Here is a 26151-nt window from a genome sequence, read left to right on the forward strand (position 1 = left end):
CATTTCCTCAGGTGGCATTATCAATACCAACGAAGACACTCCAACCCTCATTGAGTGGGATTCGTTTGGAATTACTGATGTTGATTCACTGGACTCATCTTTAGGTATTGAGATTACTGATTTACCAGATAACGGTCAGTTTGAGTACTTTGGTGACGATGGTCAGTGGCATGATGTTTCAGTTGGTCAAGTCATTAACAAAGGTGCGTTTGATGCAGATAGAGTTCGTTTTACTCCTGATGAAGATGAGTCAGGGTACGATAGTCACTCGACTCCAGGGATAGGCGATCAACAGCAAGATTATGCTCAAATAAGCTTTAAACCAACGGATGGTATTAATACAGGTCTTGAATCGACTATTTCAATAAATGTTACGCCAATTGCTGATGCGCCTAATTTGATTACTACCATAGATGGAATTGAATTGCCGGACCAACAATTCAACGTGAATATGTGGAATGGCGTCTCTGTTGGTTTCCAATATGGGGTTGGTAATGGTGTTGACCCTGATACCTTGATTAATGTGATCGATGATTTGGATAGTGATATTAGTTCCTCAAGTAATACCAATGATGTTAGAGACCCTAACCAAGGAGCAGGTCAAGCTACACTTATAACGGGTCTGATTTATCTTGAAGCTGGTACGTCTTACGATTTCGTTGGCAGAGCTGATGACAGTTTAGCTATAAAAATTGGTGGCGAGCTTACAGACGACGCTCGTTGGGGCGATGGTCGCGGGACCATTCAAGGCGGAGCATTCATACCAACAGTTTCAGGCTTTTATCCGATAGAAGTTTATCATCATAATCAGAGTGGTCCTGGTAACTTTGACGTTAACGTTTCAGTTGATGGTGGAAGTCCTGTTAATTTAAATAACACCAACTTTGGTATTGTTAGTGACGTATCTCAATTAGATAGTATTGATATACGTACATCAGAACTAATAAATGAAAATGGCGTTGAGTTTTATCAGGTTTATACAACGAATGAAGGCCCGCAGGATACGTGGATTCCATTGACGGAGCTACAAGCATCGTTAAATGATAACGATGGTTCAGAGACTTTAGCTGTTAATGTTAGCGGTTTCCCGACAGGGGCTGAGTTAAGCGATGGAGTCAACTCTCATACATTTACTAACACGAGCGAAGAGTTTGATATCAGCAATTGGGATATGACAAATTTGACTGTATTACCTCCTGCAGGAAGTAACGACGATTTCACTATCGATGTGGAAGCAGTTGCTAGCGAGAAGGATTCAACTAGTACAGTAACAACTTCGACTAGTATCGATGTGGTTGTTTACGAATACAATGCTACTCATACTCAACCTGACACTAGAACTGTAGACGAAGATAACAATGTTTCCGGCAACGTTTTGTCTAATGATACTGACGCAGATAATATTTTATCATTGCAGTCAGTTGAAATAGGGGGGGCGTTCTATGACCTTGGTCAAACTATCACGTTGACCAGTGGTGAGTTAACGGTTGACCAAGATGGTAGTTATTTGTTTGTTCCCTCTGACAATTGGTCAGGTGATGTCCCAACTGTAACTTATACGACAAACACAGGCGTAAGCGATACGCTTGATATTACAGTAACAGCAGTTGCAGACGCTCCTCGTATAACTATTGCGGTTGGAGAGTTACAACAAACGCAAGCGGTACCTGATTTCGGAACGTCACCTAGCGATATTCGTAACCTCGTGAGTAATGGTGAAACCTCTATCGGAGATATCAATTTCGACCACGTTGAACAGTCTCCAGCGTTCAATAATGGTAATCAAGGTGATGACTTGATGATTGCGCCAGATAATGCAGCGGCACAGCAGTTTGTGGGCGATCAGCAAGCCGTTAACTTAGGTCAACACGGTAGTGACACGTTTGTTGGTACCAGTGGTAATGATTCCTTTTATGGTGGTAATGGCTCGCAGGATAGCGAAGCGGAAACCGACACAGTTATCTACCAAGGTAAGTTGTCCGAGTACGCTCTCGATTTTCGTGGTTTAGAGCACAGCCAAGTACCGTATTGGCTAGTGAAAGACTCACTAGAAAGGGATACGTCTAGTGATAATTCACCAACGACAGAAGACGGGGACCACTTATACGGTATCGAACGACTTATATTCTCAGATGCTATTGTTCAAATCGATAATGAAACTGGTGAATATACGGTTCTTCAAGATCGAGCCATACCATTAGATATTACAACCGAACTGGTCGATGTAGATGGCAGTGAGACGTTAAGTAGTGACGTAACAATACAAGGCATTCCTCAGGGAGTTGGGTTGTACGTGGAGGGGCAATTGATTTCCCCAAATAACGACGGTAGTTACTCTGTTACTATCCCTGCATCCGGTGAGATTAACGCTGAATTACGTATTCCATATTCTCACGAAGGCGACGTTGACTTTGAGCTTTCCGTAACGACAAGTTCAACTGAGTCAGGGAACTTAGATCAAGCTGCTACCGTAGAAACGGCTGATGTTAGCTTTAGAAGCTATGTTCTTAACACTGGCTCCCATGGTGATGACAACATAGTCGGCTCTTTAGACAATGACTTAATTGTTGGTGACGTACAGGGGCTACAGATCGTAGCAGGTGAGGATTACAACATCGCCTTTATACTGGATACTTCAGGCAGCATGGGCAGCGACGTCGATACTGCGAAGGATGAGTTGTTAGTTGTTTTTGATGCTATTTTAGCAAGTTCTCAAGGGCAACACTCAGGTGATGTTAATATCCTAATTACCGATTTTTCAAATGGAACTAATACGTCGATTTCTGTGGACTTAAGTAGTGAAAACCCTAGAGCTCAGTTTGTTTCTGCTCTCGATAGTATTGTAGACAATGGAAGTGGCGGTACTAACTATGAGGCAGGTTTTGAGTCTGCTGTTGATTGGTTTGCTACGCAAAGTAGTGGGAACAATATTTCTTACTTTATTTCAGATGGAGAGCCAACTTCTTACACCGAAAGTAAGTTGATGAGAAGTGATTTTGACGACATATTGCTAGATTACGATGAAGCTACTAATACTGTTATTACCCTAGATGATTTAGTCCCAGATGGGTATACAAATGGAGTTATCAATTATCAGGGTAAAGTTTTGGTTGATGGTGATTCTAAGCTTTATTCTCCGTTGACCGGTGAACAAATCGGAGAATTGAGCATAAACGGAATTTCTTTTGACTACTACGACAGAGGTGGAGTCAACAGACAAGGTCAACATATGTTTCAATTGTTAGCTTTAATGTCTGCTGTTGAAGCTATCGGGTTAGGTAGTTCATTAGATCAAGATGTTCTTGACGATTATGACTCTGACGGAGTTGTTGCGACATCTATTGATGTAACTAAACTTGCTGAGGTTATTTTAGGAAAAGAAATTGACCTGTTACAAGGTTCTGACGGAATTGATGGCCTAGCGGGTAATGACATCATATTTGGTGACCTTATGCAGTTTGACAATATTGCCGGTCAAGGTGTACCAGCGATTCAGAAATATGTGGCTCAGCAAACAGGTGAAGAGTTATCACTTGTGTCTGCTCGTGATATTCACACTTACATAACGGATAACGTCGACGAGTTCAATCAATCTAATGCTAATGATAAGGATGACGTTTTATCAGGTGGTGACGGTGACGACCTTTTATTTGGTCAAGGTGGTGACGATACGCTGATAGGTGGACTTGGCGACGATATATTGACCGGGGGAGAAGGCGACGACTTATTCAAATGGGTTGATGAACCGTTCCAAGATGACGTCGATACGATAACCGATTTTGCTTTGGGTGAAGACCACCTCGATATCTCAGAGTTGTTACCAAATGAAAGTTCAATGTTTGATCTTCTTGATCACATCACTATTGAAAAAGTCGATAATGGTAGCGGTGACAAAGACCTTGTCATTACCATCTCTGAAAACACAGATAATACAGGACAGACCCAAACGATTGTCCTAGATAATGTCGGTGACCAATTCGACTCGGTGAATTCACAAGGTGATGGCTCTGTTGTTAATGGTGATTTGACCAACTTGGTGAGTCAGTTGTTTGTGAACTTACCTGACCAATATTAAAAAAGGGCCGAAAGGCCCTTTTTTATTAACTCGTTATTGAAAGCTTAACTGTCTACAGAACTTTACAAGCAAAGCCTTTCAGGTAGAAACCTTCCGGGTAAGCAGTGTCTGTTAAATGGTCAGCGGCTTGCTCGAAGCGCTCGACGAACTTAACGGTTCTGCCAGCGTCAATGGCCGCATCAGCGATGATCTTTTGGAATAGGTCTGTACCCATTAAGCCAGAGCAAGAGTAGGTAAGTAGCGTACCGCCTGGCTTTAGGATTTGCATTGCAAGCATGTTTACATCTTTATAGCCGTTTGCACCCGACGTCAGGTTGTTCTTACTTGAAACAAACTTCGGTGGGTCCATGATCACCACGTCAAACTTAGTGCCTTGGTCACGGTATTCGCGAAGCAGCTTGAAGACGTCAGCATTTAGGAATACAGCGCGCTTTTTCGAGATATCAAACTCGTTAAGCTCAGCGTTGAATTTGGCTGTATCAAGAGCAAGTTGAGATACGTCTGCGTTGATGACTCGTTTTGCATCACCTTTAAGCGCGTACAGGCCAAAACCACCAGTGTACGAGAAACAGTTAAGGACATCTTTGCCTTTTACGTATTTCATTGACTCTTTACGGCTATCACGTTGGTCCATGTAGAAGCCTGTTTTGTGACCTTCCATGATGTTTACGCTTATCTTAACGCCGTTTTCTTCAATTACGATAGACTTTGGTGGCTCTTCACCGTGAAGAACGCCAACAACTTGTTCTAAGCCTTCTTTCTTACGAACCGCTACGTCAGAGCGCTCGTAAATATTGCAGTCTGGGAAGCATTCAATTAGCGCTTCAACCAATACGCTTTTGTTAAATTCAGCACCAGCACTAAGGAGTTGGCAAACTAAGTAGTCTTGATACTTATCGATGGTGATACCTGGTAAGCCGTCTGATTCTGCTGCGGTCAGGCGGTAACCTGTTAGGCCATCACGTTCGATGATGTCTTCGCGTAATGACTGTGCGTCTTGAATTCGTTTTACGAAGAACGCTTTGTTGATGTCTTCTTTTTCAAATGTCCAAACACGTGCTCGAATTTGAGAAGATGGTGAGTAAGCAGCCTTCGCTAACCACTGACCATTTTGAGCATATACGTCTACCGTTTCACCCTGTTTTGGCTCACCCTCGACTTTATCGATACCGCGTGAAAATACCCATGGGTGTTTGCGGCGTAATGATTTGTCACGGCCTTTCGCTAGATGAATAGAAGGAGTCATAATTTACTCTGTTTGTTGAATTTGAAGGAGGGGTATTGTCGGGGAAGTGCAGGTGAAAAGCAAATAAGAAAGGGCCACGTGAGCAGCCCTTGTCATGATTTTAATCAGTTAGATAGCAATATTCTAAATACTGCCTTTGAAAGACTGAGATTATGCTTTAAGACCTGTCAATAAGCCTTCCATGGTGTCACTTTGCTTACGAAGCTGGTCAACATTAGAATTACTCTTACTGATCATTTCACAGATGCTATCTGATTGATGACGAATCTCTTCAACGCTTTGTGCAATGTTATCAGCAACGACACCTTGCTCTTCGGCTGCGGTCGCGATTTGGGTACTGCTATCAGAAATGGATTGATTCTTTTCAGCTAGCGAGCCGATCTCAACATTCACTTCAGACATCAATGTTTGTCCTTCATTGGCGTTGTTCACCGTCACTTCCATCAGCTTTGTTAGTGATTGGCTGTTACGCTGTAACGATTCGATCATACTTTGGATCTCAACCGTTGCTTGTTGAGTTCGACCGGCAAGTGCACGAACTTCATCAGCAACAACCGCAAAACCTCGACCTTGTTCACCCGCACGAGCGGCCTCGATGGCGGCGTTCAATGCAAGTAGATTGGTCTGCTCTGAAATACCATTGATGGTTGTCACGACTTCATCAATTTGCGCTGCGTTTGCATCCAGCTCTTCAACGGCTTGAGATGCGGATTGGATCTCTTGAGATAAGCTAGAGATAGACGCCAACGTATTTGACACTTTGACTTGCCCACTCTGAGCTACACCGCGAGCGTCCATCGTTTGAGAGCTTGATGCATGAGCAAGGGTTGCTACCTCACGAATGGTTGCGGCCATTTGTTCAGTCGCACTTGCTAGACTGTTCAGATGCTCTTGTTGGTTTCCTGAGATATCAGAGCTTTGCTGCGTTGACTGATTCAAGTCAGAGCTAATTTGCTGCATGAGCGCAACAGACTCTTGAATCGAAAGCACCATGTTTTGCTCGCGTTCTGCTACCTTGTCTATAGTAATTGCGATTTCACTAAACTCATCACGAACAGGGAAGTAGTTCATACGACAAGTTAGGTCACCATTCGCGAGTGTGCTCAGTGCTTTGTTCATTGAGAACATTGCTCCGCCAATGAAAGTCATGATGTAGTAAACACCGAGTGCAATCAAAGTTAGGGTGACCGCAACGATCGATACCTGTGTTGCTGAAAGCGCAGACCACAGGTTTTGGTCGTGGTTAGCAACCAAACTAAATGCACCATTCATAACTGAAACAGAGCCTGCGCCATAACCAAGGGAGATAGTTTCGGAGCTATTAACCAGTTGAGCAACTTGTTCTTTGGTGAGTTGACCAGCTTCGATAAGCCCCTTCATTAAGAGCAATTCTTCTTGATAGAGGTGGGCCAGTAGTGAATCTGCTGCACTATCTAAAACGAGAGTTAATATAACAAGAGCGAGAAGAGGTAATAAAAAGAGGAGATAAAACTTTTCTTGGATTTTTAGGTGAATGAGATATTTATCAATCCAACGAAATGGGATTTCTTTCATAATCGTTATACTCGAAGTAAGTCCACCAATAAGCGGTGAATGAATAGAGTCTCAACTATATCATTCATACAATTTATGAGGCAACGTTATGAAAAAATCACAATCTATATTTGTCGTATCAGGCGTAGTTCAGTGTGTTGGATTCCGTTATCACACCAGCAGAGAAGCGCAGAAGCTTGCCATTTCAGGGTATGCCAAGAACTTAAATGATGGTCGAGTTGAAGTGTTGGCGGTTGGCGAAAGTGGCCAGGTAGATAAGCTATACCAATGGTTGCAAGTAGGTCCTGCGAGCGCAACGGTAGACAATGTGGTTAAGCAAAGGTTGGGAGAAGGTGAAAAGCGCAATGTGCGTGTTGGGGAGTTCCAAATACTGTAGCTAACAGGCCACAGTATTTGATTGAGATAATTAGTAACCTGTTGTTACAGACACTTTGCTGGTTTAGGTAAGCCTGCGAGTTTGGTCGCTTGTTTCGCTGGGCCTTTTTTGAATAATTTGAACAAGTATTTACTGTTACCTTTTTCTGGGCCATGGGCTTTTTCCATCGCTTTAACCAGCATGCGAACCGCAGGGGAAGTGTTGAACTCTTCGTAAAAGCTCCTTACAAAATGCACCACTTCTAAGTGCGCTTCGGTAAGCTCAATGGCTTCATCTTGTGCAAGAATTTCAATCATACCTTCTTCCCATTGTGTGTAATCCAACAGGTAGCCTTGAGCGTCGGTTTCGATTTGCTTGCCGTTATATTCAAACATGTTTAGTCCAGAATCCAATTAACTATTTAGGTAGGGTACATGACCAAGTTTACCTTTCTCAATAGATATCGTTGCGATCTTGAAAAATATTGATCCTATAGATACAAAAAAGCCCAAGAGATAGGCTCTTGGGCTAGATATTCTTCAATTTGGCGAGTGATTAGTCGTCGCTGCCCATGATGCCTAGGATGCTTAGTAGGCTGATGAAGATGTTGTAGATTGATACGTATAGGCTAACTGTCGCTGAGATGTAGTTAGTTTCACCGCCACGGATGATGTTTTGCGTTGTCAGCAAAATAACACCAGTCGAGAACAGGATGAACATACCACTCATTGCTAATGACAGAATCGGCATTTGTAGGAAGATATTTGCAACCATACCTACAAGTAGCACGACGAAACCTGCTAGTAGCATACCGTTAAGGAAAGACAGGTCACGCTTGGTAGTAAGAGCGTAAGCCGATGCACCCATGAATGCTAATGCGGTGCCGCCTAGAGCAGTTAGGATAACATCACCCATGCCTGCGCCAACGTACATGTTTAAGATTGGACCGATGGTGTAGCCTAGGAAACCTGTGAACAGGAACGTAAAGACTAGACCCATGCTGTTGTCACGGTTCTTCTCTGTTAGGAAAAGTAGGCCGTAGAAACCAACTAGCATCATGATAAGACCAGGACGAGGAAGGTTCATCGCCATAGATACGCCTGCTACAACAGCAGACCAAAGTAGTGTCATAGACAGTAGTGCGTAGGTATTACGCAACACTTTATTGGTTTGCAGAGCACTTTCTTGAGATGCTGTGCGTGAAAACATAGGGCTGTTCATAATCTTCCTCGTAAGGTGACTTCAATAGTTATTAGTACATTTATGGGGCTGAAAGTTCGAAAAATCAAGTCTTACAGTCCACTTGTATACTTAAAATAATAATCAAAATAGCTGGTTAAGTATTTCTGAAGGTGTAACAAAGTATGTATTATGCTGATGTCAAAGTGCCACTAACACCCGATGTTTAACCTTTATACTTGCGTTACCTATTTATATCCTTCTATCAACCAACTATCAATTTGAAAAATTAAAAAGGCGACCTAAGCCGCCTCCCTTAATTATGCATCATAACACATTAATGGTGTAAGATTTGACTCAAGAAGTTTTGCGTTCTGTCTGACTGCGGATTTTCAAAGAAGTCGACAGGGTTGTTCTCTTCAATGATTTCCCCGGCATCCATGAAGATAACCCTATCGGCTACCTCCTTAGCAAAGCCCATCTCGTGCGTTACACAAAGCATGGTCATGCCTTCTTCTGCTAGTTCAACCATAACGTCTAGAACTTCACGAACCATTTCTGGGTCGAGCGCTGATGTTGGTTCATCAAACAGCATGACTTGTGGGTTCATACACAGAGAACGAGCAATCGCTACACGCTGTTGCTGACCACCAGAAAGCTGACCTGGGAACTTGTCTGCTTGCTCAGGGATCTTTACACGCTCTAGATATTTCATCGCAATCGCTTCAGCTTCTTCTTTCGGCATCTTTTTCACCCAGATAGGGGCTAAGGTACAGTTTTCTAGTACCGTAAGATGCGGAAATAGATTGAAGTGCTGGAAACACATGCCAACGTCACGACGAACGGCTTCGATGTTTTTTAGATCTTCAGTAAGCTCATTGCCAGACACAAAGATGTGTCCCTTTTGATGCTCTTCCAGTCTATTGATACAGCGAATCATAGTCGATTTGCCTGAGCCAGAAGGCCCACAGATAACGATTTTCTCGCCTTTTTTTACTTCTAAGTTGATGTTCTTAAGAACGTGGAACTCACCGTACCACTTGTTCATGTCTTTCAGTTCAATCATCAACTCTTGCGATTCTGGATTTAGTTGTTGCGTCATAATACGTCCTTGATCTTATTAACTATCGTTTGTGACCGGTGTGAAGTCTGTTTTCTAGCCATATCGAGTATCTCGACATGCCAAAACAGAACACCCAGAACACTAACGCGACAAATACATAACTTTCTGTAGCGAAACCTAACCACTCAGGGTCGGTGTTCGCTGCTTGACCAATACCCAGTACATCGAACATACCAATGATAAGTACCAGACTGGTATCTTTAAACAAGCCAATGAATGTGTTTACGATTGATGGGATTGTGATTTTCAGCGCTTGAGGAAGAATAATCAGCCCCATCTTTTTCCAATAGGTTAAGCCCAGTGCGTCAGCGGCTTCATATTGTCCTTTGGGAATAGCTTGCAGGCCACCACGAATTACCTCGGCCATATAAGCGGCACTAAATAGAACCACACCTACTAGCGCACGGAACAACTTATCGGTCTCAGAACCTGCAGTAAGGAATAGTGGCAGCATTACAGACGCCATGAACAGCACAGTAATCAGCGGAACACCACGCCAAATTTCGATGTACACAGTACAAATACTACGGATGATTGGCATTTCAGAGCGACGGCCAAGCGCCAGTGCGACACCAATCGGCAGCGATACAACGATACCCACCAATGCAATGATAAGCGTAACGAGTAGGCCACCCCATTTGTGCGTATCAACAACTTCCAATCCAAACACACCGCCGTATAGCAAACCAGCAATGATGAATGGGTAGATGTTTACGAAAAATAACCAAATCCACGTGCGTTTAGGTGTTTTCTCGTAAGCCAATAGTGCTACAAAGATAGCCAACGTTGCGTAGAAAAGGCGAGGGCGCCACAGTTCTGCCTCAGGGTAGAACCCGTACATGAACTGATCCCAGCGAACGCTGATGAATACCCAGCAAGCACCGTCACTAGTACAAGCATCACGTGTTGTGCCAACCCAGTCTGCATTTAGGAAAGCCCAATCGAAGGTTGTCCAGAGCAGTGAAAAGGCGATGTAACCCAAAATAACGGTGACGATGCTGTTTATCGGCCCATTAAAGAGATTCTTTCTTAACCAGCCGACTACGCCAACGGTATTAGCGGGAGGTGGAAGATCCGGTTGAAATTGATGTGTGCTCATATTATCTCTCCACCAATGCGACTTTACGGTTATAGATATTCATTAACGCAGAGGTCAATAAGCTTAGCGTTAGGTATACACCCATGGTCATGGCAATGATTTCGATAGCTTGACCTGTTTGGTTGAGAGTTGTACCTGCGAACACAGAAACTAAGTCAGGGTAGCCAATAGCCATTGCTAACGAAGAGTTCTTAGTGAGGTTTAAGTATTGGCTAGTTAGCGGTGGAATAATGATTCGCAACGCTTGAGGAATAATAACCAGCTTTAATGTGCGAGCTCGAGGAAGACCTAGAGACATCGCAGCTTCTGTTTGCCCGTGGCTAACTGCATTAATACCAGAACGAACGATCTCTGCGATGAAAGACGCCGTATAGATACTTAGTGCTAATACAAGAGCGGCTAATTCAGGAATAATGCTGATACCACCTCTGAAGTTAAAGCCTTTCAGTTCCGGGTATTCAGCTGAAACCGGCATACCAAGCACAAAATAGACAACCAGAGGCAAACCCACGATCAAGCTAAGAGCAATTCGAAACATAGGGGTTTGTTGCCCAGTCAGTTTCTGTTTGTTGTTAGCCCAAATATTGATGATGATGGTAGCTACGATACCAGCAATCATTGACGCGATAACGATACTGCTTCCTTGTTCAAGAACAGGGGCTGGGAAATAAAGACCACGCACGTTTAGGAAAATCGCTTCGCCCAAACTGAGACTTTGTCTTGCAGATGGGAGAGCTTGAAGAACCGCGAAATACCAAAAGAAGATTTGAAGTAGTAGTGGGATATTTCGGAAGATTTCAATGTATACCGCGGCAAATCGGCTCACTAGCCAGTTAGATGACAGACGAGCGACACCCATAGAGAAGCCAAGAACCGTTGCTAAGATAATACCTAATACAGATACTAAAGCGGTGTTTAATAAGCCGACAACGAATGTTCGACCATATGAGAAGGTTTCGTCATATTCGACGAGGGTAAGGCCGATACCAAAACCCGCCTCTTGACTTAAAAAGTCAAAACCAGTGGCAATGCCTCGGGCTTCAAGGTTGGTAAGGGCGTTGTTTACGATGGTATAGAAGAAAGCGCCAAGTGCTCCGATGGCGATGATCTGGAAAACGACAGATCGAAAAGTCGGGTTGTATAACAGGTTAGCACTTTTAGCTTCGGGCTTTTCCTGGGAAGGAGTAAGAGTGTTGTTAGGTTTCATACTGCAATAACCTCAAATCCATTTAACATTTAGGGCGGAAAAACCGCCCTAAATCGTGTTACTCAAACATTCATTTTTGGGTTGTTGCTATCACCCTCAACAAGAGCGATAGCAACGATTACGAACAAGTAATCACGTCCTGTGCTATTAACGGATTGGTGGAGCGTACATAAAGCCGCCCGCATTCCATAACGCATTTACACCACGATCGATTTGAAGTGGAGAACCTGTACCGACAGTACGCTCAAAACTTTCACCGTAGTTACCAACTTGTTTGATTACTTGGTAACCCCAGTCGTCACGAATGCCAAGGCCTTTACCTTTAGGACCGTCTACACCAAGAATACGTTTGATGTTTGGATCTTTTGACTTGAGCATTTCATCAGCATTTTTAGAAGTGATGCCGTATTCTTCCGCATTGACCATTGCTGAAAGTGTCCACTTAGCTACGTTGAACCATTTGTCATCATCTTGACGAACAACCGGGCCTAGAGGCTCTTTAGAGATAATTTCAGGAAGTACTTGTGCAGATTTAGGATCAGCTAGGTTAAGGCGAAGCGCGTATAGACCAGATTGGTCAGTGGTTAGCACATCACAACGACCTGCGTCGAAACCTTTAGATGTTTGTGCTGCTGTATCAAATACCACTGGCTTATAAGACATGCCGTTGTTACGGAAGTAATCGGCTAGGTTAAGCTCAGTCGTTGTGCCTGATTGAACACATACAGACGCGCCATCAAGTTCTAGAGCGCTGGTTAGGCCAAGATCTTTCTTAACCATGAAGCCTTGACCATCGTAGTAGTTAACGCCTACGAAGTTAAGACCTAGAGCGGTATCACGATGCAGTGTCCATGTTGTGTTGCGAGACAGTACGTCGATTTCGCCAGATTGAAGCGCAGTAAAACGCTCTTTTGCTGTTAGAGGTACATACTTAACTTTAGTCTTGTCACCGAGTACAGCCGCTGCAAGAGCTTGACAATACTCAACATCGATTCCTTCCCATTCACCTTTTGAGTTTGGGTTAGAGAACCCTGGAAGACCTGTACTTACACCACAAGTTAAGAAGCCTTGAGATGTGACTTTGTCCAGAGTGCTTTCTGCCGCTGATGCTGATGTTGCCATCATCGCAGTTGATGCAGCTACTACTGAAGCAAGAAGTGTTAGTTTATTTGTCATTTGTATCCTTCCTTGTTAACCAGGTGACACCTGATACTCGTGCTCATTTGAGTTTTCTATATGTGTTGCGTTTTCTATGACCTTGTTGTCTAAATCAAACGAGTTGCATTTTGCAAATGAAACTGTGTGCGATTTAATCAACTGTTTATAAGGTTAGGAAAGGATCCGTAGTTTCACAAATGTATAATTTAAAAAGAATTTTGAATGAAATCACAAATCCGAACACATTTAGAATGACCAAATGTTAACTGAATGTAAATAGTGCAAGGGTTCACACTGTTGGTGCAACAAGATTTAGATTTTTATATTGATAATCGACTAGATAAAAATCCTGAATGAATCTCACGTTAGTGAAACATTAAACTTAAAAAAGATTGAAATTTGGTCAATAAATATTTTTATTACACTTCGATAGTTATTAATATGCTCCAAATTTGGTAGCATGGCTGAATAGTTATTGAAGTCGTCTCAAGGAAGAACATGCGTTATTTCCCAATGTTTTTGGATGTAGAGAATAAGCCGATTCTCGTGGTCGGTGGGGGTGAGGTTGCTTGCCGTAAAGTGGATAGCTTGTTAAGAGCAGGCGCTAACGTTACGTTAGTTTCTCCTAAGGTTGCGCCGTACTTACAGCAGCTTGTTGATGAGAACAAACTTCACTGGGTTCAAAACTTTTACTCGTCACAAATTATCTCGAAAGAATACCTTCAAGTATGGGCGACCACAGACAACCCTAGCTTGAATCATCAGGTGTATAATGATGCAAAGAAACTAGGTATTTTAGTCAATGTGGTTGATGATTTGCCATACTGTGACTTCATTACACCTTCAATGATAAATCGTGGAAGAATCCAAATTGCCATATCTAGTGGTGGTGCATCACCTGTTTTAGTTAGAAATATTAGAGAAAAACTCGAAACAGTATTGCCACAGAATATCGGTCTTCTCGCAGACTTTGGTGCATCAAAACGCAACTCGATCAAAGAGTCGTATCCTACCGTCGATGAACGTCGCAAGTTTTGGGAACGCTTTTTATCGTCCAGTTTTATCGAGCAGGTAACGGACAGAGAGCAATTAGAAACGTATTATCAGCAAGCGCTGACAGAAGGCGTTGATAGTGAAGGGCAGGTAACCTGGATCGAATTTGAACAAGATGTCGAGTTGTTGTCTATGAAGGCGTTACGCTTGATGCAGGAAGCTGAGCTGGTATTGTCTCCGAAAGAGTGCCCATTCGAATACGTAGATCTATGTCGTCGTGATGCGGAAAGAGAAAGTTACGCAAACAGTGGAGAGCTCTCAACGAAGCTTGAGCAAGCAAAAGCTGAAAACTTAAGAGTGTGTGTGTTCATCCCACCAGCGAGCGTTGAATTCAATTTGTTGGTAGGGAAAGACCTCAAGCTGTCTTCTGCCAAGGTTTTGAGCTAAGAAGAAGACCAGCTAGCTGTCGTAAAACTGGTGTCTAATTCGCTAATATCACTAGATAAATAAAAAGCCACTTCGCAGGAAGTGGCTTTTTGTTATTTCGAACACAATATCGTGACGACCAATGAGCAACAAATAAACGTAGTCGCTTAACTCAAAATTAGTCGCGGAAGTTATCGAATTGGAAAGGTTGACCAAGCTCACCGTTACGAACTAGTGCCATTACAGCTTGTAGATCATCACGCTTCTTACCTGTTACACGTACTTTTTCACCTTGAATAGACGCTTGAACCTTAATCTTGTTGTCTTTAATTAGCTTAACGATTTTCTTTGCAACATCAGTTTCGATACCTTGCTTAAAGATAACCGTTTGGTGCCAAGTGCGACCTGTTTGATCTGCTGCTTTCGCTTCCATTGCGTTAGGATCAACATTGCGCTTCGTTAGGTTACTACGAAGAATATCGCGCATTTGCTTGAGCTGGAAATCGTCTTGAGCAGTCAGTTTTACCGACTCATCTTTGTAGTCAAAGCTAGCGTCAACACCGCGGAAATCGAAACGAGTCGATAGTTCACGGTTAGCATTGTCTACAGCGTTACGTAGTTCTACTGCTTCTACTTCAGAGATAATGTCAAATGATGGCATTGTTTTATTTCCTTAAGCTAAGTTTCTATCTTTGATTGCTGTTGCAAGCATGTCTAACATTGTCGCGGTATCTTCCCAGCTTAGACACGGGTCAGTAATCGACTTGCCGTATTCTAGGTTGTTGATATCCGTCATTGGCTGGTTACCTTCTTTAATGAAGCTTTCTGCCATGATGCCTGCAATTTGATTTTTGTTCGATTTGATCTGTTCACAGATGTCTTTTGCAACGTCCAACTGTTTGCGGTGTTGCTTTTCACAGTTAGCGTGGCTGAAGTCTACAACCAAGCGTTGAGGTAGGTCGAACTCAGCTAGTTGCTTACATGCGCTATCCACAGATTGTGCATCAAAGTTTGGACCTTTATCACCACCACGCAGAATTACGTGACCGTATGGGTTGCCCGAAGTGCGGTAAACTGTCATACGACCATTTTTATCTGGTGAGTAGAAGTAGTGAGAAGCTTGTGACGCGCGAATTGCATCAATAGCGATCTTGATGTTGCCGTTTGTCGCGTTTTTGAAGCCAACTGGGCAAGACAATGCAGAAGCCATTTCACGGTGAATCTGAGATTCGGTAGTACGTGCACCGATTGCGCCCCAAGTGATGAGGTCTGCAATGTATTGACCTGTGATCATATCAAGGAATTCAGTTGCGGTTGCTAGACCAAGCTTGTTGATATCAAGCAGAAGCTGACGTGCTTTGTTTAAGCCTGTTTCAAGTGCGTAAGAACCATCAAGGTTTGGATCGGTAATTAAGCCTTTCCAACCTACAACAGTACGAGGTTTCTCGAAGTAGGTTCTCATGACAACAAACAATTCGTCTTTGTATTGTTCTTGAATCTGGCTTAGACGCTCAGCGTAATCAAGTGCCGCTTCTGTATCGTGAACAGAGCAAGGGCCTACGATAACTAATAGGCGGTTATCACGACCAGTTAGGATATCTTCGATTTGGCGGCGAGAATTTGCAATACGCTCAGCAACGTCGTCAGTAATAGGGTGTGCGTTGCCTAATTCGGCAGGAGTTGGCATAGGACCCAGAGCTTGGGTTCTCAACTCATCAGTTTTTAATGGCATGTGATAGCTTTTTTATTCTATTGCGAAGTGGTTAAGATAACGGAATTGAACCGAGGAATAAACTCTCTTAAGTCAAAGTTATCTCTGTTATTACTAATATTCTTATTTTTATCAGCAGCCCGACGCTAAATACGGGATTTTCACTTGTATTAACAGGCAGCTATCGGTATTTTCGTTTGAACACAACATAAAAATGCTGGAGCAGCAATGACTCAAGAAAATCAAAGCACTTTGCACCCAGAACTGGTCTTAGGCGATGTGCTGCCTTCTCATAACGATAATAATAATTCCAACCACTTATACGTATCTATCTCTGAATTGGTCATGGATCGTGTCTTCTATCACCCAAGTATTGAAAGCCATTTAGACACACTTTCTGATATAGAGAAAACCTCTCTAGACGCGATTCTTGGTGGCAAAAGCGTTGATGAACATTTCGTTTCGACCTTGGTAACGGCGATTCAAGCGGCTGTTCAACCAAACCATAGTTCTGTGCGTATCGCTTTAAGCAACGCTGACAGCTACAGCTTTCGTTCGCTGCTAGGTGGCACTTGTGAAGTGGAAGAAGTAAACCCAGCACTGGGTGTTCGTGGTGTTGCGCGTTATGCGACACAAGAATACAGCAAAGCGTTTGCTTTGGAGTGTCAGGTAGTTAAAACACTGCGCGAACAAGGCATCAATGTCGAAGTCGTGGTTCCTTATGTACGCGCATTAAGCGACGCGGCTAAGATCATCGATTTACTTGCAGAACAAGGTTTGCCTCGTGGTTTGAATGGCTTGAAGGTGTTGTTCTCATGTGATGTGCCATCTGCCGTTCTACTGAGTGAACGTCTGCTGCATTACTTTGATGGTGTGGTAGTGAATGTCGACAGCCTAGCGTCTTTCACACTTGGTGTTGATAAGCAGAATGAAGCGCAGCAACATGCTTTTGACCCACAGAATGAAGCGGTAATTACGCTGCTAGACATGATTGTGAAAGCGACACAGAACGCTAAGAAACCCGTTTTGCTTGTGACTCAAGGTTTGGTTGACTATCCCCGTTTACAAGGTTACATCGCTGACCTTGAAGGTGTTGAAACAGTCGTGACGGCATAAATCAGTCTGTTGCTGTAATTTATCAACTTGGCGTATGAGTTGGTTCGAAGCGCTAATGCTTTGAGAATAAAGAGATATCATTGTGTGATGATATCTCTTTTTTGTAACATTTTTTTGACATCTTAATCGTTAGTCGATTAACTGGTCTGATGACTGATTAGGCTAGGTAATTCCAATGTTAACCTCTCTACAAAAAGCAAATTTCTATTTAAGCATGTTTGGTTTTTTCAAAGTCCCACTCATCTGGCTGTGTCGACCAAAGCTTCTGGTACTCGATAACGAGCGTGTAGAGGTGAAAATTCCGCTTAGAAGGCGCACCAAAAACCATCTTAATAGCATGTATTTCGGAGTTTTAGCTGTAGGTGCGGATGTAGCAGGTGGCTTTCTTGCTATGAGTAAATCTCAACAGCAAGGTGAGAAGATCTCTTTGGCGTTTAAAGAGGTGACAGGTAACTTTCTGAAGCGACCTGAAGGCGATGTGCATTTCACTTGTGCTGACGGTGAGCTGATCAACACTATGCTGGCAGAAACCATGTCGACCGGAGAGCGAGTAAATCAGCCAGTAACCATTATCGCAACCTGCCCATCACTGCATGGCGAAGAGCCCATGGCAGAATTTACACTCACGCTCTCTATCAAAAAAATCCCATCTAGAAAGTAACCAAAAGTATCTGCTTAGAATGGTATTTGGTGGGGCTCGAACTAACAAAAACGGTATGTGAATGTATATCCACATACCGTAATAGCACGAATCGCAGTAGTTCTATGACTCTTGTGTGATTTGCTCGATATCGACAATCTTTGAACGGTTCATGACTATTTTCCAACGATAGTAAGTTGGTTCATTATCGTGGTTGTTCTCTTTAATGATCAGATTGAGCAGGTGACGCTTCTCAACGGACTCTCGACTCACTTGACCTTCATTCAATCGATAAATCTTGTTCGAGCCCTTATCCATTAAGCGTGTCAGCGCTCTTAGACTGATCGACAAGGTTTCACGCGTTTCCTCGTAGCCACTCATAAAGGTTGATGTCGACATCTCTGTGTGCGACCGGTAATGCAAGATTTGCTCTTCACGCTGCACCACACGTTTCTTACGTATCGACTGAATGCGGTCAGCGAGCTTAGAAAAGTTTGCGTAGTCCAACCACTCAAGTTTATGACCAACTGACTTATTGGTTGTTGGATCGTAATAACGGCGTTTCCACTTTGGCTTGCCTTTACGAAGCCAGCGCCAAAGAATGTCTCTTAAATCGTCTTTGAATATCTCACGTAGTGCATAGATGAAAGACATTGCGACGATGAAAGAAGCGGTAATCTCTCCTAGGAAATCTCGGGCTAAGATAACCGTTGTGGTCACAACCACCATCACTAAACCAGTCGCGACACCTTTCACTGCTCGTTTAACGTTTTTACCCATTGAGGTGGTTTTCTCTTTGAGTACGATAGGGTGCTCAATCAAACGACGCAGCAAACGCATCTTGTTACTCAAGCGGGTTACGTCTTCTCGAACTTTGGCTGAGTTGTAGCGGTTCAGTTTGCGGTGAGCGGTCTCTTTATCGCAAAGGGTTAAAAGACGCTCTTTGATGGTTGAATACTCGCTACCACGAGGCATGTGTGACACTAGCGATAGGAATTTTTGCTCGGTATACCAAGATAGGTAGTTGTCTATATTGGCATAGTAGCGTTTCAGGTTTTCTTCATAAGGGATACTTCGACGCAGCTTCTTTAATATGTCTAAAGCAAGTTCAATAACCTCATCCACTTCGTCAGCCGTTACGTCGTCACTATCATTTTTATTTAAGCTGCTGACCGCTTTATCTAAAGCGATAACATATTGGTAGGCGAACAAGCTCAAGCTTACGCGGTATTGAGTGGTAGACAGTCGTCCACGTTTTGCCAAACGACTGTGTACTAGGGGGAGTAGTGTTTTATCACTGTAGTACGCGCGTTTTTGGGTGATTGAGCTATAGAAAAATGCGCTCTCAGAAAGTACTTCTGGAGTGAGTCCAAGTTCACCGGGAATGAATAGATAAACATCCATGTCGAGCTTTTTGGTTTTAGCCATTGCATGGTTAATTTTGAGTGTTATCGCATCTTGTTTATCAACGGTGATCAACGATGGCTCCTAGAATGTAAAAATATGAATGAAACTAGCGAAAGCATATCAGAGATCACGTATAATCTCCGCCAAATTTAAAGTAGAGACAATCTTGATGATTAATATTGGTCAAATAAACAACTTAGAAGTAGTAAAACAAGCAGATTTCGGTGTATTCCTTGACGCTAGCGACTATGGAACGGTGTTGCTGCCGAAACGATTTACTCCTGAAGGTGTTGAAATTGGTCAAAAGTTAGATGTGTTCTTATACATTGATTCTGACAACCAGATCGCTGCAACGACTGAAAAACCTATCGCACAAGTTGGCCAGTTTGGCTTGATGACTGTTGAAGGTGTAAACAGCACCGGTGCATTCATGAACTGGGGCGTGAAAGGCAAAGACCTATTGGTTCCTTTCAGCGAACAACGTGGTCGATTAAACGAAGGCCAGTCAATCTTAGTATATGTGTACATTGATAAAGCATCTAGCCGCATTGTAGGTACAACTAAGTTTAACAAATGGTTAGACAACACTCCGGCGAATTACAAACGTAACCAGCAAGTTGACTTAATCATCGCTGAACGCAGCCAGCTAGGCTACAAAGCGATCGTTAATGGCGAACACTGGGGCATGATTTTCCCGTCAGACATTATCGGTAAGTTATTTATTGGTAAGACGCTGAAAGGCTACATTAAAAACATTCGCGAAGAAGACGGTAAGATTGACCTTTCTCTTCAGAAAGTAGGCGTAGCTAAGATGGATGACCTAAGCATTAAGATCTTAGACTTGCTTGAGAAGAAAGGCGGCTTTTTGCCTTTGAATGATAAGTCTTCACCTGAAGCTATTTTCTCTGCTTTCAGAACCAGTAAAGGTACATTTAAAAAGACCATCGGTGGTTTGTACAAAGCTGGCAAGATCGCTATCGATAAAGAAGGCATTAGCTTAGCTAAATAAGCCAAGCTCTCGGTTAAAAAAAAGCCCAAACTTTCCTGTTTGGGCTTAGGGGAAAGGGCTCCGAAGAGCCTACGCTAATCGTTTCAATTCTTTGTTTACTAGATGAAGTTTAGTTTAATTTTCCTAATATGCGATTTTTGACCGTTAAAATAGCGACTTGAATTGATTGTTTTGTTATTAAGCGTTGGTTCGAAAGACCTTTCTATATAGATAGCATGACTCAAGTTCAATAGAAAAAGCCCAAGTAACGTGCGTTGTTTGGGCTTTTTGTTTATTCGTTTGTCTAATTTGCGATAGAACCGGAATGTTGGTTAGAACAGGTTCTTATCACGCACTAATTCTCGTGGTAGACCGTTTTTGACTCGATTGCCAACCCACTTACCAAGACCAATGATTGCGCCATTGTATTTGACCAGCACTTCACCTTTGCCGGATAAGCCTTCTGGGCGAACATCTCTACCCATGAACCATTCGCGAGCATCGTCGATAGTCAGCTCAACAATGTTAGCTTCGTTGCCTGTCGCGAGGGTTGTCGCCACTTGGTGTTGCCAGCGGTAGCCCTTTTTATGGGTTTCTGCGATCTTGATGCCCATGCGAGAGAAACGAAACTCACCAATCATCGGCTCTAACGCTTCAGGGAATAGCCATACATCTTTGTCACGTGTCCATACTTGAGTATCGCTTGGTAACTCAATATCTAACGCACTTGAAAGCTGTTCTGCAACTTCTTGTTGTGCTTTCTTCGAAGCCTTCTCAAATGGAAACTTGCCTAAACGCTTCTTCACTTCTGGTGGTGCCACAGATGCTAATTTTCGGATGCGAGCAACGAAGAAGCCTTCAGAGTCATAAACCTGAGGGAATATGTGTAGGAAGCCTTCTTCTGTTGTGGTCGCTTTCGCGTTATCGAATAGAGATTCTAGAGATTCAAACTCAACCGCATCACCAAAGGTCTCTTTTAAGTGATGACACACTTGTTGGTTTTCTTCTGTGCTTAACGTACATGTCGAGTAGACCAATACACCATTAGGTTTAAGAGCGTGGAATGCACTTTCAATGAGGTCTTTTTGCGTGTCAGCAATTTCAACAACCGATTGATACGTCCAGTTCTTCATTGCGTCGGCATCTTTACGAATTGTGCCTTCACCAGAGCAGGGTGCATCTAGTAATACAGCGTCGAATTGTTCAGGTAACCAACCACCAAACACACGACCATCAAAATTACTTAGCGCTGCATTTCTTACGCCGCAGCGTTCAATGTTAGCGTGAAGCACTTTAACTCGGCTTGCTGCATATTCATTGGCAACCAACACACCACGGTTGTCCATCAACGCTGCGATTTGAGTGGTTTTAGAACCTGGAGCCGCAGCGGTGTCGAGAACTGCTTGATAGTTCTCTTCGTCTTGGAAAAGAGCTGACGGTGGCATCATAGAGCTGGCTTCTTGGATGTAGAACAAACCGGACATGTGCTCGGCAGTATTACCTAGTGGAGCTTCAGTTTCATCGGCCGTGATCCAAAAACCCGTTTCACACCAAGGTACTGGTTCCAGTTCCCAACCTTTATCTTTCGCGCGCACTAGAAAGTCTTCAACACTGATCTTGAGTGTGTTTACGCGAATACTTTTACGAAGTGGCTTTTGACAAGAAGCGACAAACGAAGCCATATCTAAATGGCTAGGCATGATGCTTTCAATATGAGTAAGGAATTCTTCTGGGATATATACGTTAGCGTGCAAAAGGGTATCTCGATTTATAGCGTTAATGCGGGCAGTTTAAAGCAAAATGAGATTGTCCTAAACCAAATTTGCTTTAAACAATAAAAATGCAGCTCAAAGGCTGCATTTGGATGTTAATTGTCGGCTATTCGCTCGGAGAACCGATGCTATAACGCGCGTTTATGGGCGAGGGATAGCCGTTCTCCACGATTTCCATTCGTCTTCCGCTTTAGGGTACAAGTAGAAAGACTGGTCTTCTTGTGCCAAAGGCTGCAGTTCATTAGTCGGTGGTGTTGAGAAGGTTATGCCTCCTCTGATTAAGCTATCGACAGTACCTGCTTTGATGTTTGCGCCGGACAAGCCGATAGACACATCCACACCCGATACATTCCAGAACACACTGTTGGCACGAATTAAGTAAGCGAACTCTGGTTTGATTTGAATGGTAGAGATAATACGATCTGCAAACTCACCAAGTTGAACGTCAATGACTGTGCCGATTTCTAGTTCGCGGAATAGAATCGGCGTACCTTCTGATACTGAACCGCGACTCTCACTTTGCAGCGTGAAAATCTTGCCTTCAGGTTGAACTGGACCATTACTTAGCTTGAATGCTGTGGTTTTGCTTCCTTTACCCGGTTCAACTTTAATGTGCTTAGAAATCAGAGAAGAGACATTCTTAATCCCATTCAAACCAATCTCCGGCTCAGCTAGCCAAAAATGGCTACCAGCAACAGCTATCTTATCGACATACTCAGGCAGGATACGAGCCGTAATCTCAATGCCACCTTTAGTGAAATTCGGAACGACTAAAGTCACCTCACCGACATTGACGCCTTGATATTTAATTGGTGTACCTTTGCTAATCTCTTGATCGCCCGAAGAAGTAATCGTGATGGCACGACCAAATTTACGAGCAGATTTAGAATCAGTATAGAGTTTCCAAACATCACCCAGTTTGTTGTCGATACCTGGCAGTGAATCAAACGCGATACCGCCTTGAATCAGAGTTTTAACCGGAGCCGCTTTGATGCTGATACCAGACAAAGACGCGTCAACTTCAACACCTGAACGGTTCCAGAAAACCGTGTGTTTGTTGATTAGGTGTGTGTAACGGTTTTCGATGGTGACCTGGATTCTCACACCACCGTCGGCAAGCTGGAAGTCACTGATGCTACCGACCTGAAGATTGCGGTAGAGTAGTGGGCTGCCTTTTGAAATTGACGGTAATTCGCTGGCAAACAATGACAGTGTCTTCGAACCCGATTGGTTGAACTTGGCGATTTCTGCCAGTGATTTGCTTTGGAACAGTTGGTAACTTGGTCTTGCTTGAGCCTTACCTTCACTTACAAAGCTAATTGAGCCAGTCAGTAGTTGTTTTGCAGGTGGAACGGTAACGCTCAAACCAGACTCAGTTAATTCTGCACTCGCGCTACCTGTTACGAAGAAGCGGTTGTTGCTTTTTATGAGATGCGCGTATTCATTATCGATCAACGCATCCATGAACACTTCATGCTTATCGCTTCCTGTGCCAACGCCATCAACTAAACCGACTTTGATGATAGAGCCGACTGCAATGCCTTTATAAAGTAGCTGCGTACCAACATCTAAACCGAAAGAGTTATTGGAGGTTAAGCGAATCGCTACTGATTTTTCCTGTTCTTGGCTGTATTCCGTTTTGCGAATCGCGGTAAAGCGGCGCGCTTTTTCACCCTCACCAGGGACTAGAGTTAAGAAGTTGCCTGTTACTAAGTTCGCGATATTCTTCATACCCGTCAGTGATAGTTCGGCTTCCTCAAGAATGAACTTACTACCACTGTTTAGGAAGTCGCTGAAAGCAGGCTGGATAGCTGCTGAAGCAACAACGTTTTCTCGGCCTTCGCTGAGTGATAAGTCGGTAATTTGACCGATTTCGATGCCGCGGTACATGATTGGAGCGCCAGTTGCACTGATCTTATTGTCATCAGGAACAGCAATCTTAATAGAAATACCACGACCAGCAGTTTTTAGATCTGGGTAGAGTTTGAATTTGGTGTTCATCTCTACCGGCTGACCATCTCCAGGTGAGTCTACGGCGATAGAACCACCTAATAGAGCGCTTAAGCTCTCTAAACGAACATCAACGCCCGAAAACCCAATGCTTGCCCCCAAGCCACTGACATTCCAGAAACGGCTTTGGTCGGTAATGATATGGCTGTATTCATCTTTAATAGCCGCTTGAATCGTGACTGACTTGCCGCTTTCGTTAAGCTGGTAGTTGTATACCTCACCGATTGGGATCTTACGATAAACAATCTGAGAGCCAACAGAGACGCCACCCAAATCTTTTGTTGTCAGTGATATGTTCAAGCCATCGGCAGCTAACAAGTCAGAAGGTGCAGACTCTAAAGCTTGGAAAACAGTTTCTGGATCTTGTTTGGTCTCACTTGGGTGAATCGCAATGTAGTTACCAGATACAAGTGCATCTAGCCCAGAAATACCAGACAAGCTTGCGGTCGGCTTCACTAACCAAAATCGAGTGCCTTTAGACAGCAGCTTTTTCGCTTCCGGATAAATATCAGCATCAACATAGATATTAGATAAGTCTTTCGAGAGGGTAATATCGCGAACCATACCCACTTCTAAGCCTTGGTAGCGAATTGTGGTGCGTCCTGCGACTAAGCCTGCCGCATCTGAGAAGTAGATCTGCACACGTTGGCCTGCATCATGGACTGACTTCATTACGAGCCAGCCTGCAAGCGCGACGGTGAGGATCGGGAGAATCCACAAAGGGGAAATGCCTTTGTTTTTTCTGACTTCCGGTGAATATGATGTTTGTGATTGGTTATTGTCGTTCATTCACTGACTCATCTTTAGAGGTATAGTTATCCCAAATTAGCCTAGGATCTAAGCTTTCCGCTGCCAGCATTGTGAGAACTACAACAACGCCGAAAGCGACTGCACCATAACCTGGTGTGAAGTTTAAAATTTGTCCACGGTCGACCAATGTCATCATGATCGAAATAACGAACAGATCCATAACGGACCATTTTCCCACCCATTTCACAATAAAATAGATGGTCATGCGTTGTCTGTGGTAAAGCGCTCGTTTCATTTGAATACAAATCAGTATGTAAGCAAGCCCAAGAATTTTAGCCACGGGAACGACAATACTCGCAATAAAAATGATGGCAGCGATGCCGTACATGTCGCTATTAATCAAAGAGGCGACACCGGAAATGATCGTATCTTCGAGTCGTTGGCCGTTTGTAATAAGAATAGATATAGGAATCACGTTCGCTGGCACAATCGCAACGGCGGCAGCAAAAAGCAGTGCCCATGTCTTTTGTATTGAGTAAGGCTTGCGGTGATACAAAGCATGATGACAACGAACACAAGCGTGACCGTCAGGCTGAGAAAGGTGGCAGTTGTGGCAGTGCACGTTCTTGTTTTTGGTAAAACTATATTCCGACTCTTTTGCCCACGCTTCCCAATAGCGGCGAACACTAATTCGGCTCACCAGTAGCACGCTAAATAGCTGGAGTAAGATCAGGCCAATCAAACCGGGACCAACAAAAATGTCAGAGTAGTCTTGCAGCTTAAAACAGGAGATTGCCACGCTGACTAAGAACACATCCAACATCATCCAATGCTTTAAGGTTTGAATGATAACCAACGAGTAGCGAAATGGTGTAAAGAAGCCAAAACGAAGCGAGAAGTGGCTGATTAATACAGAACTACAAACGAGCAACGGCGCAATTGAACTACAGAATAGGATAAGTAAGCCGAGCAGTGGGAAACCTTCATTCATCAAGGTAAATACGCCGGATGGCAGCGTAGCGGGAATCATCACCCCAATAAGACGAATGCTAATGAAATCGAAAAAGTGAGATGGGATAAACAGCAACAAGCAGGTTATCGCGATTGCTAGGTTTCCAGAAAGGCTAGGGGTGCCACCTCGGTAAAGTTGGGTACCGCACCTTGGGCAGTAGGCGGATTTTCCTAGTGGGATGTCCACCTTGTCGATAGGAAGCTCACAGCCCTGACACAAACGAACAGAGCTGCTGTCGCTTTGATGCTTGGTCGTAGATAAACCTTGGGTTACAGATGGGGAGGTCACGCGACCTCCCATATTGATTTGTGTGTCAGTTTAGAAGTGTGG

20 protein-coding genes are annotated in these 26151 nt (G+C 43.5%); 6 read left to right on the top strand and 14 right to left on the bottom strand.

Going from position 1 to position 26151, the window contains the following annotated elements; translation table 11 throughout:
* On the top strand, positions 1-4075 hold a 4075-nt coding region (locus OH460_RS15520), incomplete at its 5' end, for a VWA domain-containing protein (protein ID WP_269998430.1).
* Between the two features lie 52 nt (positions 4076-4127).
* Here OH460_RS15520 and OH460_RS15525 read toward each other — a convergent pair.
* Positions 4128-5321: a class I SAM-dependent methyltransferase gene (locus tag OH460_RS15525; protein WP_008223506.1), complete on the bottom strand. Its 1194-nt coding sequence runs from the start codon at positions 5319-5321 to the stop codon at positions 4128-4130.
* A 150-nt stretch (positions 5322-5471) separates the two neighbouring features.
* Positions 5472-6875 (bottom strand): methyl-accepting chemotaxis protein, encoded by a 1404-nt coding sequence (locus tag OH460_RS15530; protein WP_239931256.1) that lies wholly within the window; start codon positions 6873-6875, stop codon positions 5472-5474.
* A gap of 88 nt (positions 6876-6963) precedes the next feature.
* On the opposite strand from OH460_RS15530, the gene yccX reads away from it, so the two are divergent.
* A complete protein-coding gene (yccX, locus tag OH460_RS15535; RefSeq protein ID WP_269998435.1) occupies positions 6964-7251 on the top strand; it encodes an acylphosphatase in 288 nt (95 codons plus the stop codon).
* Between the two features lie 44 nt (positions 7252-7295).
* Here the strand turns inward: yccX and OH460_RS15540 are convergent, their stop codons facing one another.
* From OH460_RS15540 to OH460_RS15565, 6 genes are all read right to left on the bottom strand, one after another.
* Positions 7296-7625, bottom strand: a complete 330-nt coding sequence (locus tag OH460_RS15540; protein ID WP_008223499.1) for a TusE/DsrC/DsvC family sulfur relay protein — start codon at positions 7623-7625, stop codon at positions 7296-7298.
* 160 nt (positions 7626-7785) lie between these two features.
* Positions 7786-8451 (bottom strand): Bax inhibitor-1/YccA family protein, encoded by a 666-nt coding sequence (locus OH460_RS15545; RefSeq protein WP_008223498.1) that lies wholly within the window; start codon positions 8449-8451, stop codon positions 7786-7788.
* Between the two features lie 295 nt (positions 8452-8746).
* A complete protein-coding gene (locus OH460_RS15550; protein WP_004742336.1) occupies positions 8747-9511 on the bottom strand; it encodes an amino acid ABC transporter ATP-binding protein in 765 nt (254 codons plus the stop codon).
* 22 nt (positions 9512-9533) lie between these two features.
* On the bottom strand, positions 9534-10631 hold the full coding sequence (locus OH460_RS15555) for an amino acid ABC transporter permease (RefSeq protein ID WP_116872017.1): 1098 nt from the start codon (positions 10629-10631) through the stop codon (positions 9534-9536).
* Between the two features lies 1 nt (position 10632).
* Positions 10633-11838: an amino acid ABC transporter permease gene (locus tag OH460_RS15560; protein ID WP_269998438.1), complete on the bottom strand. Its 1206-nt coding sequence runs from the start codon at positions 11836-11838 to the stop codon at positions 10633-10635.
* Between the two features lie 147 nt (positions 11839-11985).
* Positions 11986-13014: an amino acid ABC transporter substrate-binding protein gene (locus OH460_RS15565; protein WP_061033459.1), complete on the bottom strand. Its 1029-nt coding sequence runs from the start codon at positions 13012-13014 to the stop codon at positions 11986-11988.
* Between the two features lie 480 nt (positions 13015-13494).
* Here OH460_RS15565 and OH460_RS15570 point away from each other — a divergent pair, with 480 nt between their 5' ends.
* Positions 13495-14436: a precorrin-2 dehydrogenase/sirohydrochlorin ferrochelatase family protein gene (locus tag OH460_RS15570; protein WP_061033458.1), complete on the top strand. Its 942-nt coding sequence runs from the start codon at positions 13495-13497 to the stop codon at positions 14434-14436.
* A 157-nt stretch (positions 14437-14593) separates the two neighbouring features.
* Here OH460_RS15570 and OH460_RS15575 read toward each other — a convergent pair whose 3' ends face one another.
* Together OH460_RS15575 and OH460_RS15580 are read right to left on the bottom strand one after the other, a co-directional pair.
* Complete coding sequence (locus OH460_RS15575) at positions 14594-15076, bottom strand: YajQ family cyclic di-GMP-binding protein (protein WP_004742331.1); 483 nt, start codon at positions 15074-15076, stop codon at positions 14594-14596.
* Positions 15077-15088: 12 nt separating this feature from the next.
* Positions 15089-16147 carry a 3-deoxy-7-phosphoheptulonate synthase gene (locus OH460_RS15580; protein ID WP_061033457.1) on the bottom strand — a complete coding sequence of 353 codons (1059 nt, stop codon included), beginning with the start codon at positions 16145-16147 and terminating at the stop codon, positions 15089-15091.
* Positions 16148-16354: 207 nt separating this feature from the next.
* Between OH460_RS15580 and OH460_RS15585 the strand changes: the two genes are divergently transcribed.
* Both OH460_RS15585 and OH460_RS15590 read left to right on the top strand, forming a co-directional pair.
* The gene (locus OH460_RS15585; protein ID WP_269998439.1) at positions 16355-17242 is read left to right on the top strand and encodes a putative PEP-binding protein; all 888 of its coding nucleotides are present in this window, start codon (positions 16355-16357) and stop codon (positions 17240-17242) included.
* Positions 17243-17417: 175 nt separating this feature from the next.
* Positions 17418-17903, top strand: a complete 486-nt coding sequence (locus tag OH460_RS15590) for a PaaI family thioesterase (protein WP_269998440.1) — start codon at positions 17418-17420, stop codon at positions 17901-17903.
* 102 nt (positions 17904-18005) lie between these two features.
* Here the strand turns inward: OH460_RS15590 and OH460_RS15595 are convergent, their stop codons facing one another.
* A complete protein-coding gene (locus tag OH460_RS15595) occupies positions 18006-19361 on the bottom strand; it encodes a hypothetical protein (RefSeq protein WP_061033454.1) in 1356 nt (451 codons plus the stop codon).
* A 28-nt stretch (positions 19362-19389) separates the two neighbouring features.
* On the opposite strand from OH460_RS15595, the gene OH460_RS15600 reads away from it, so the two are divergent.
* Positions 19390-20298 carry a CvfB family protein gene (locus OH460_RS15600; RefSeq protein ID WP_269998441.1) on the top strand — a complete coding sequence of 303 codons (909 nt, stop codon included), beginning with the start codon at positions 19390-19392 and terminating at the stop codon, positions 20296-20298.
* A gap of 311 nt (positions 20299-20609) precedes the next feature.
* Here the strand turns inward: OH460_RS15600 and rsmF are convergent, their stop codons facing one another.
* From rsmF to OH460_RS15615, 3 genes are all read right to left on the bottom strand, one after another.
* Positions 20610-22031 (bottom strand): 16S rRNA (cytosine(1407)-C(5))-methyltransferase RsmF, encoded by a 1422-nt coding sequence (gene rsmF, locus OH460_RS15605; protein WP_269998442.1) that lies wholly within the window; start codon positions 22029-22031, stop codon positions 20610-20612.
* Between the two features lie 159 nt (positions 22032-22190).
* On the bottom strand, positions 22191-24848 hold the full coding sequence (locus tag OH460_RS15610; protein ID WP_269998444.1) for an MlaD family protein: 2658 nt from the start codon (positions 24846-24848) through the stop codon (positions 22191-22193).
* Complete coding sequence (locus OH460_RS15615; RefSeq protein WP_269998446.1) at positions 24835-26121, bottom strand: paraquat-inducible protein A; 1287 nt, start codon at positions 26119-26121, stop codon at positions 24835-24837. Before OH460_RS15615 ends, OH460_RS15610 begins: the two co-directional genes overlap by 14 nt.
* Positions 26122-26151 lie beyond the last annotated feature (30 nt).

It is taken from the genome of Vibrio sp. Makdt, from assembly GCF_027587015.1.
Classification (GTDB): domain Bacteria; phylum Pseudomonadota; class Gammaproteobacteria; order Enterobacterales; family Vibrionaceae; genus Vibrio; species Vibrio chagasii_B.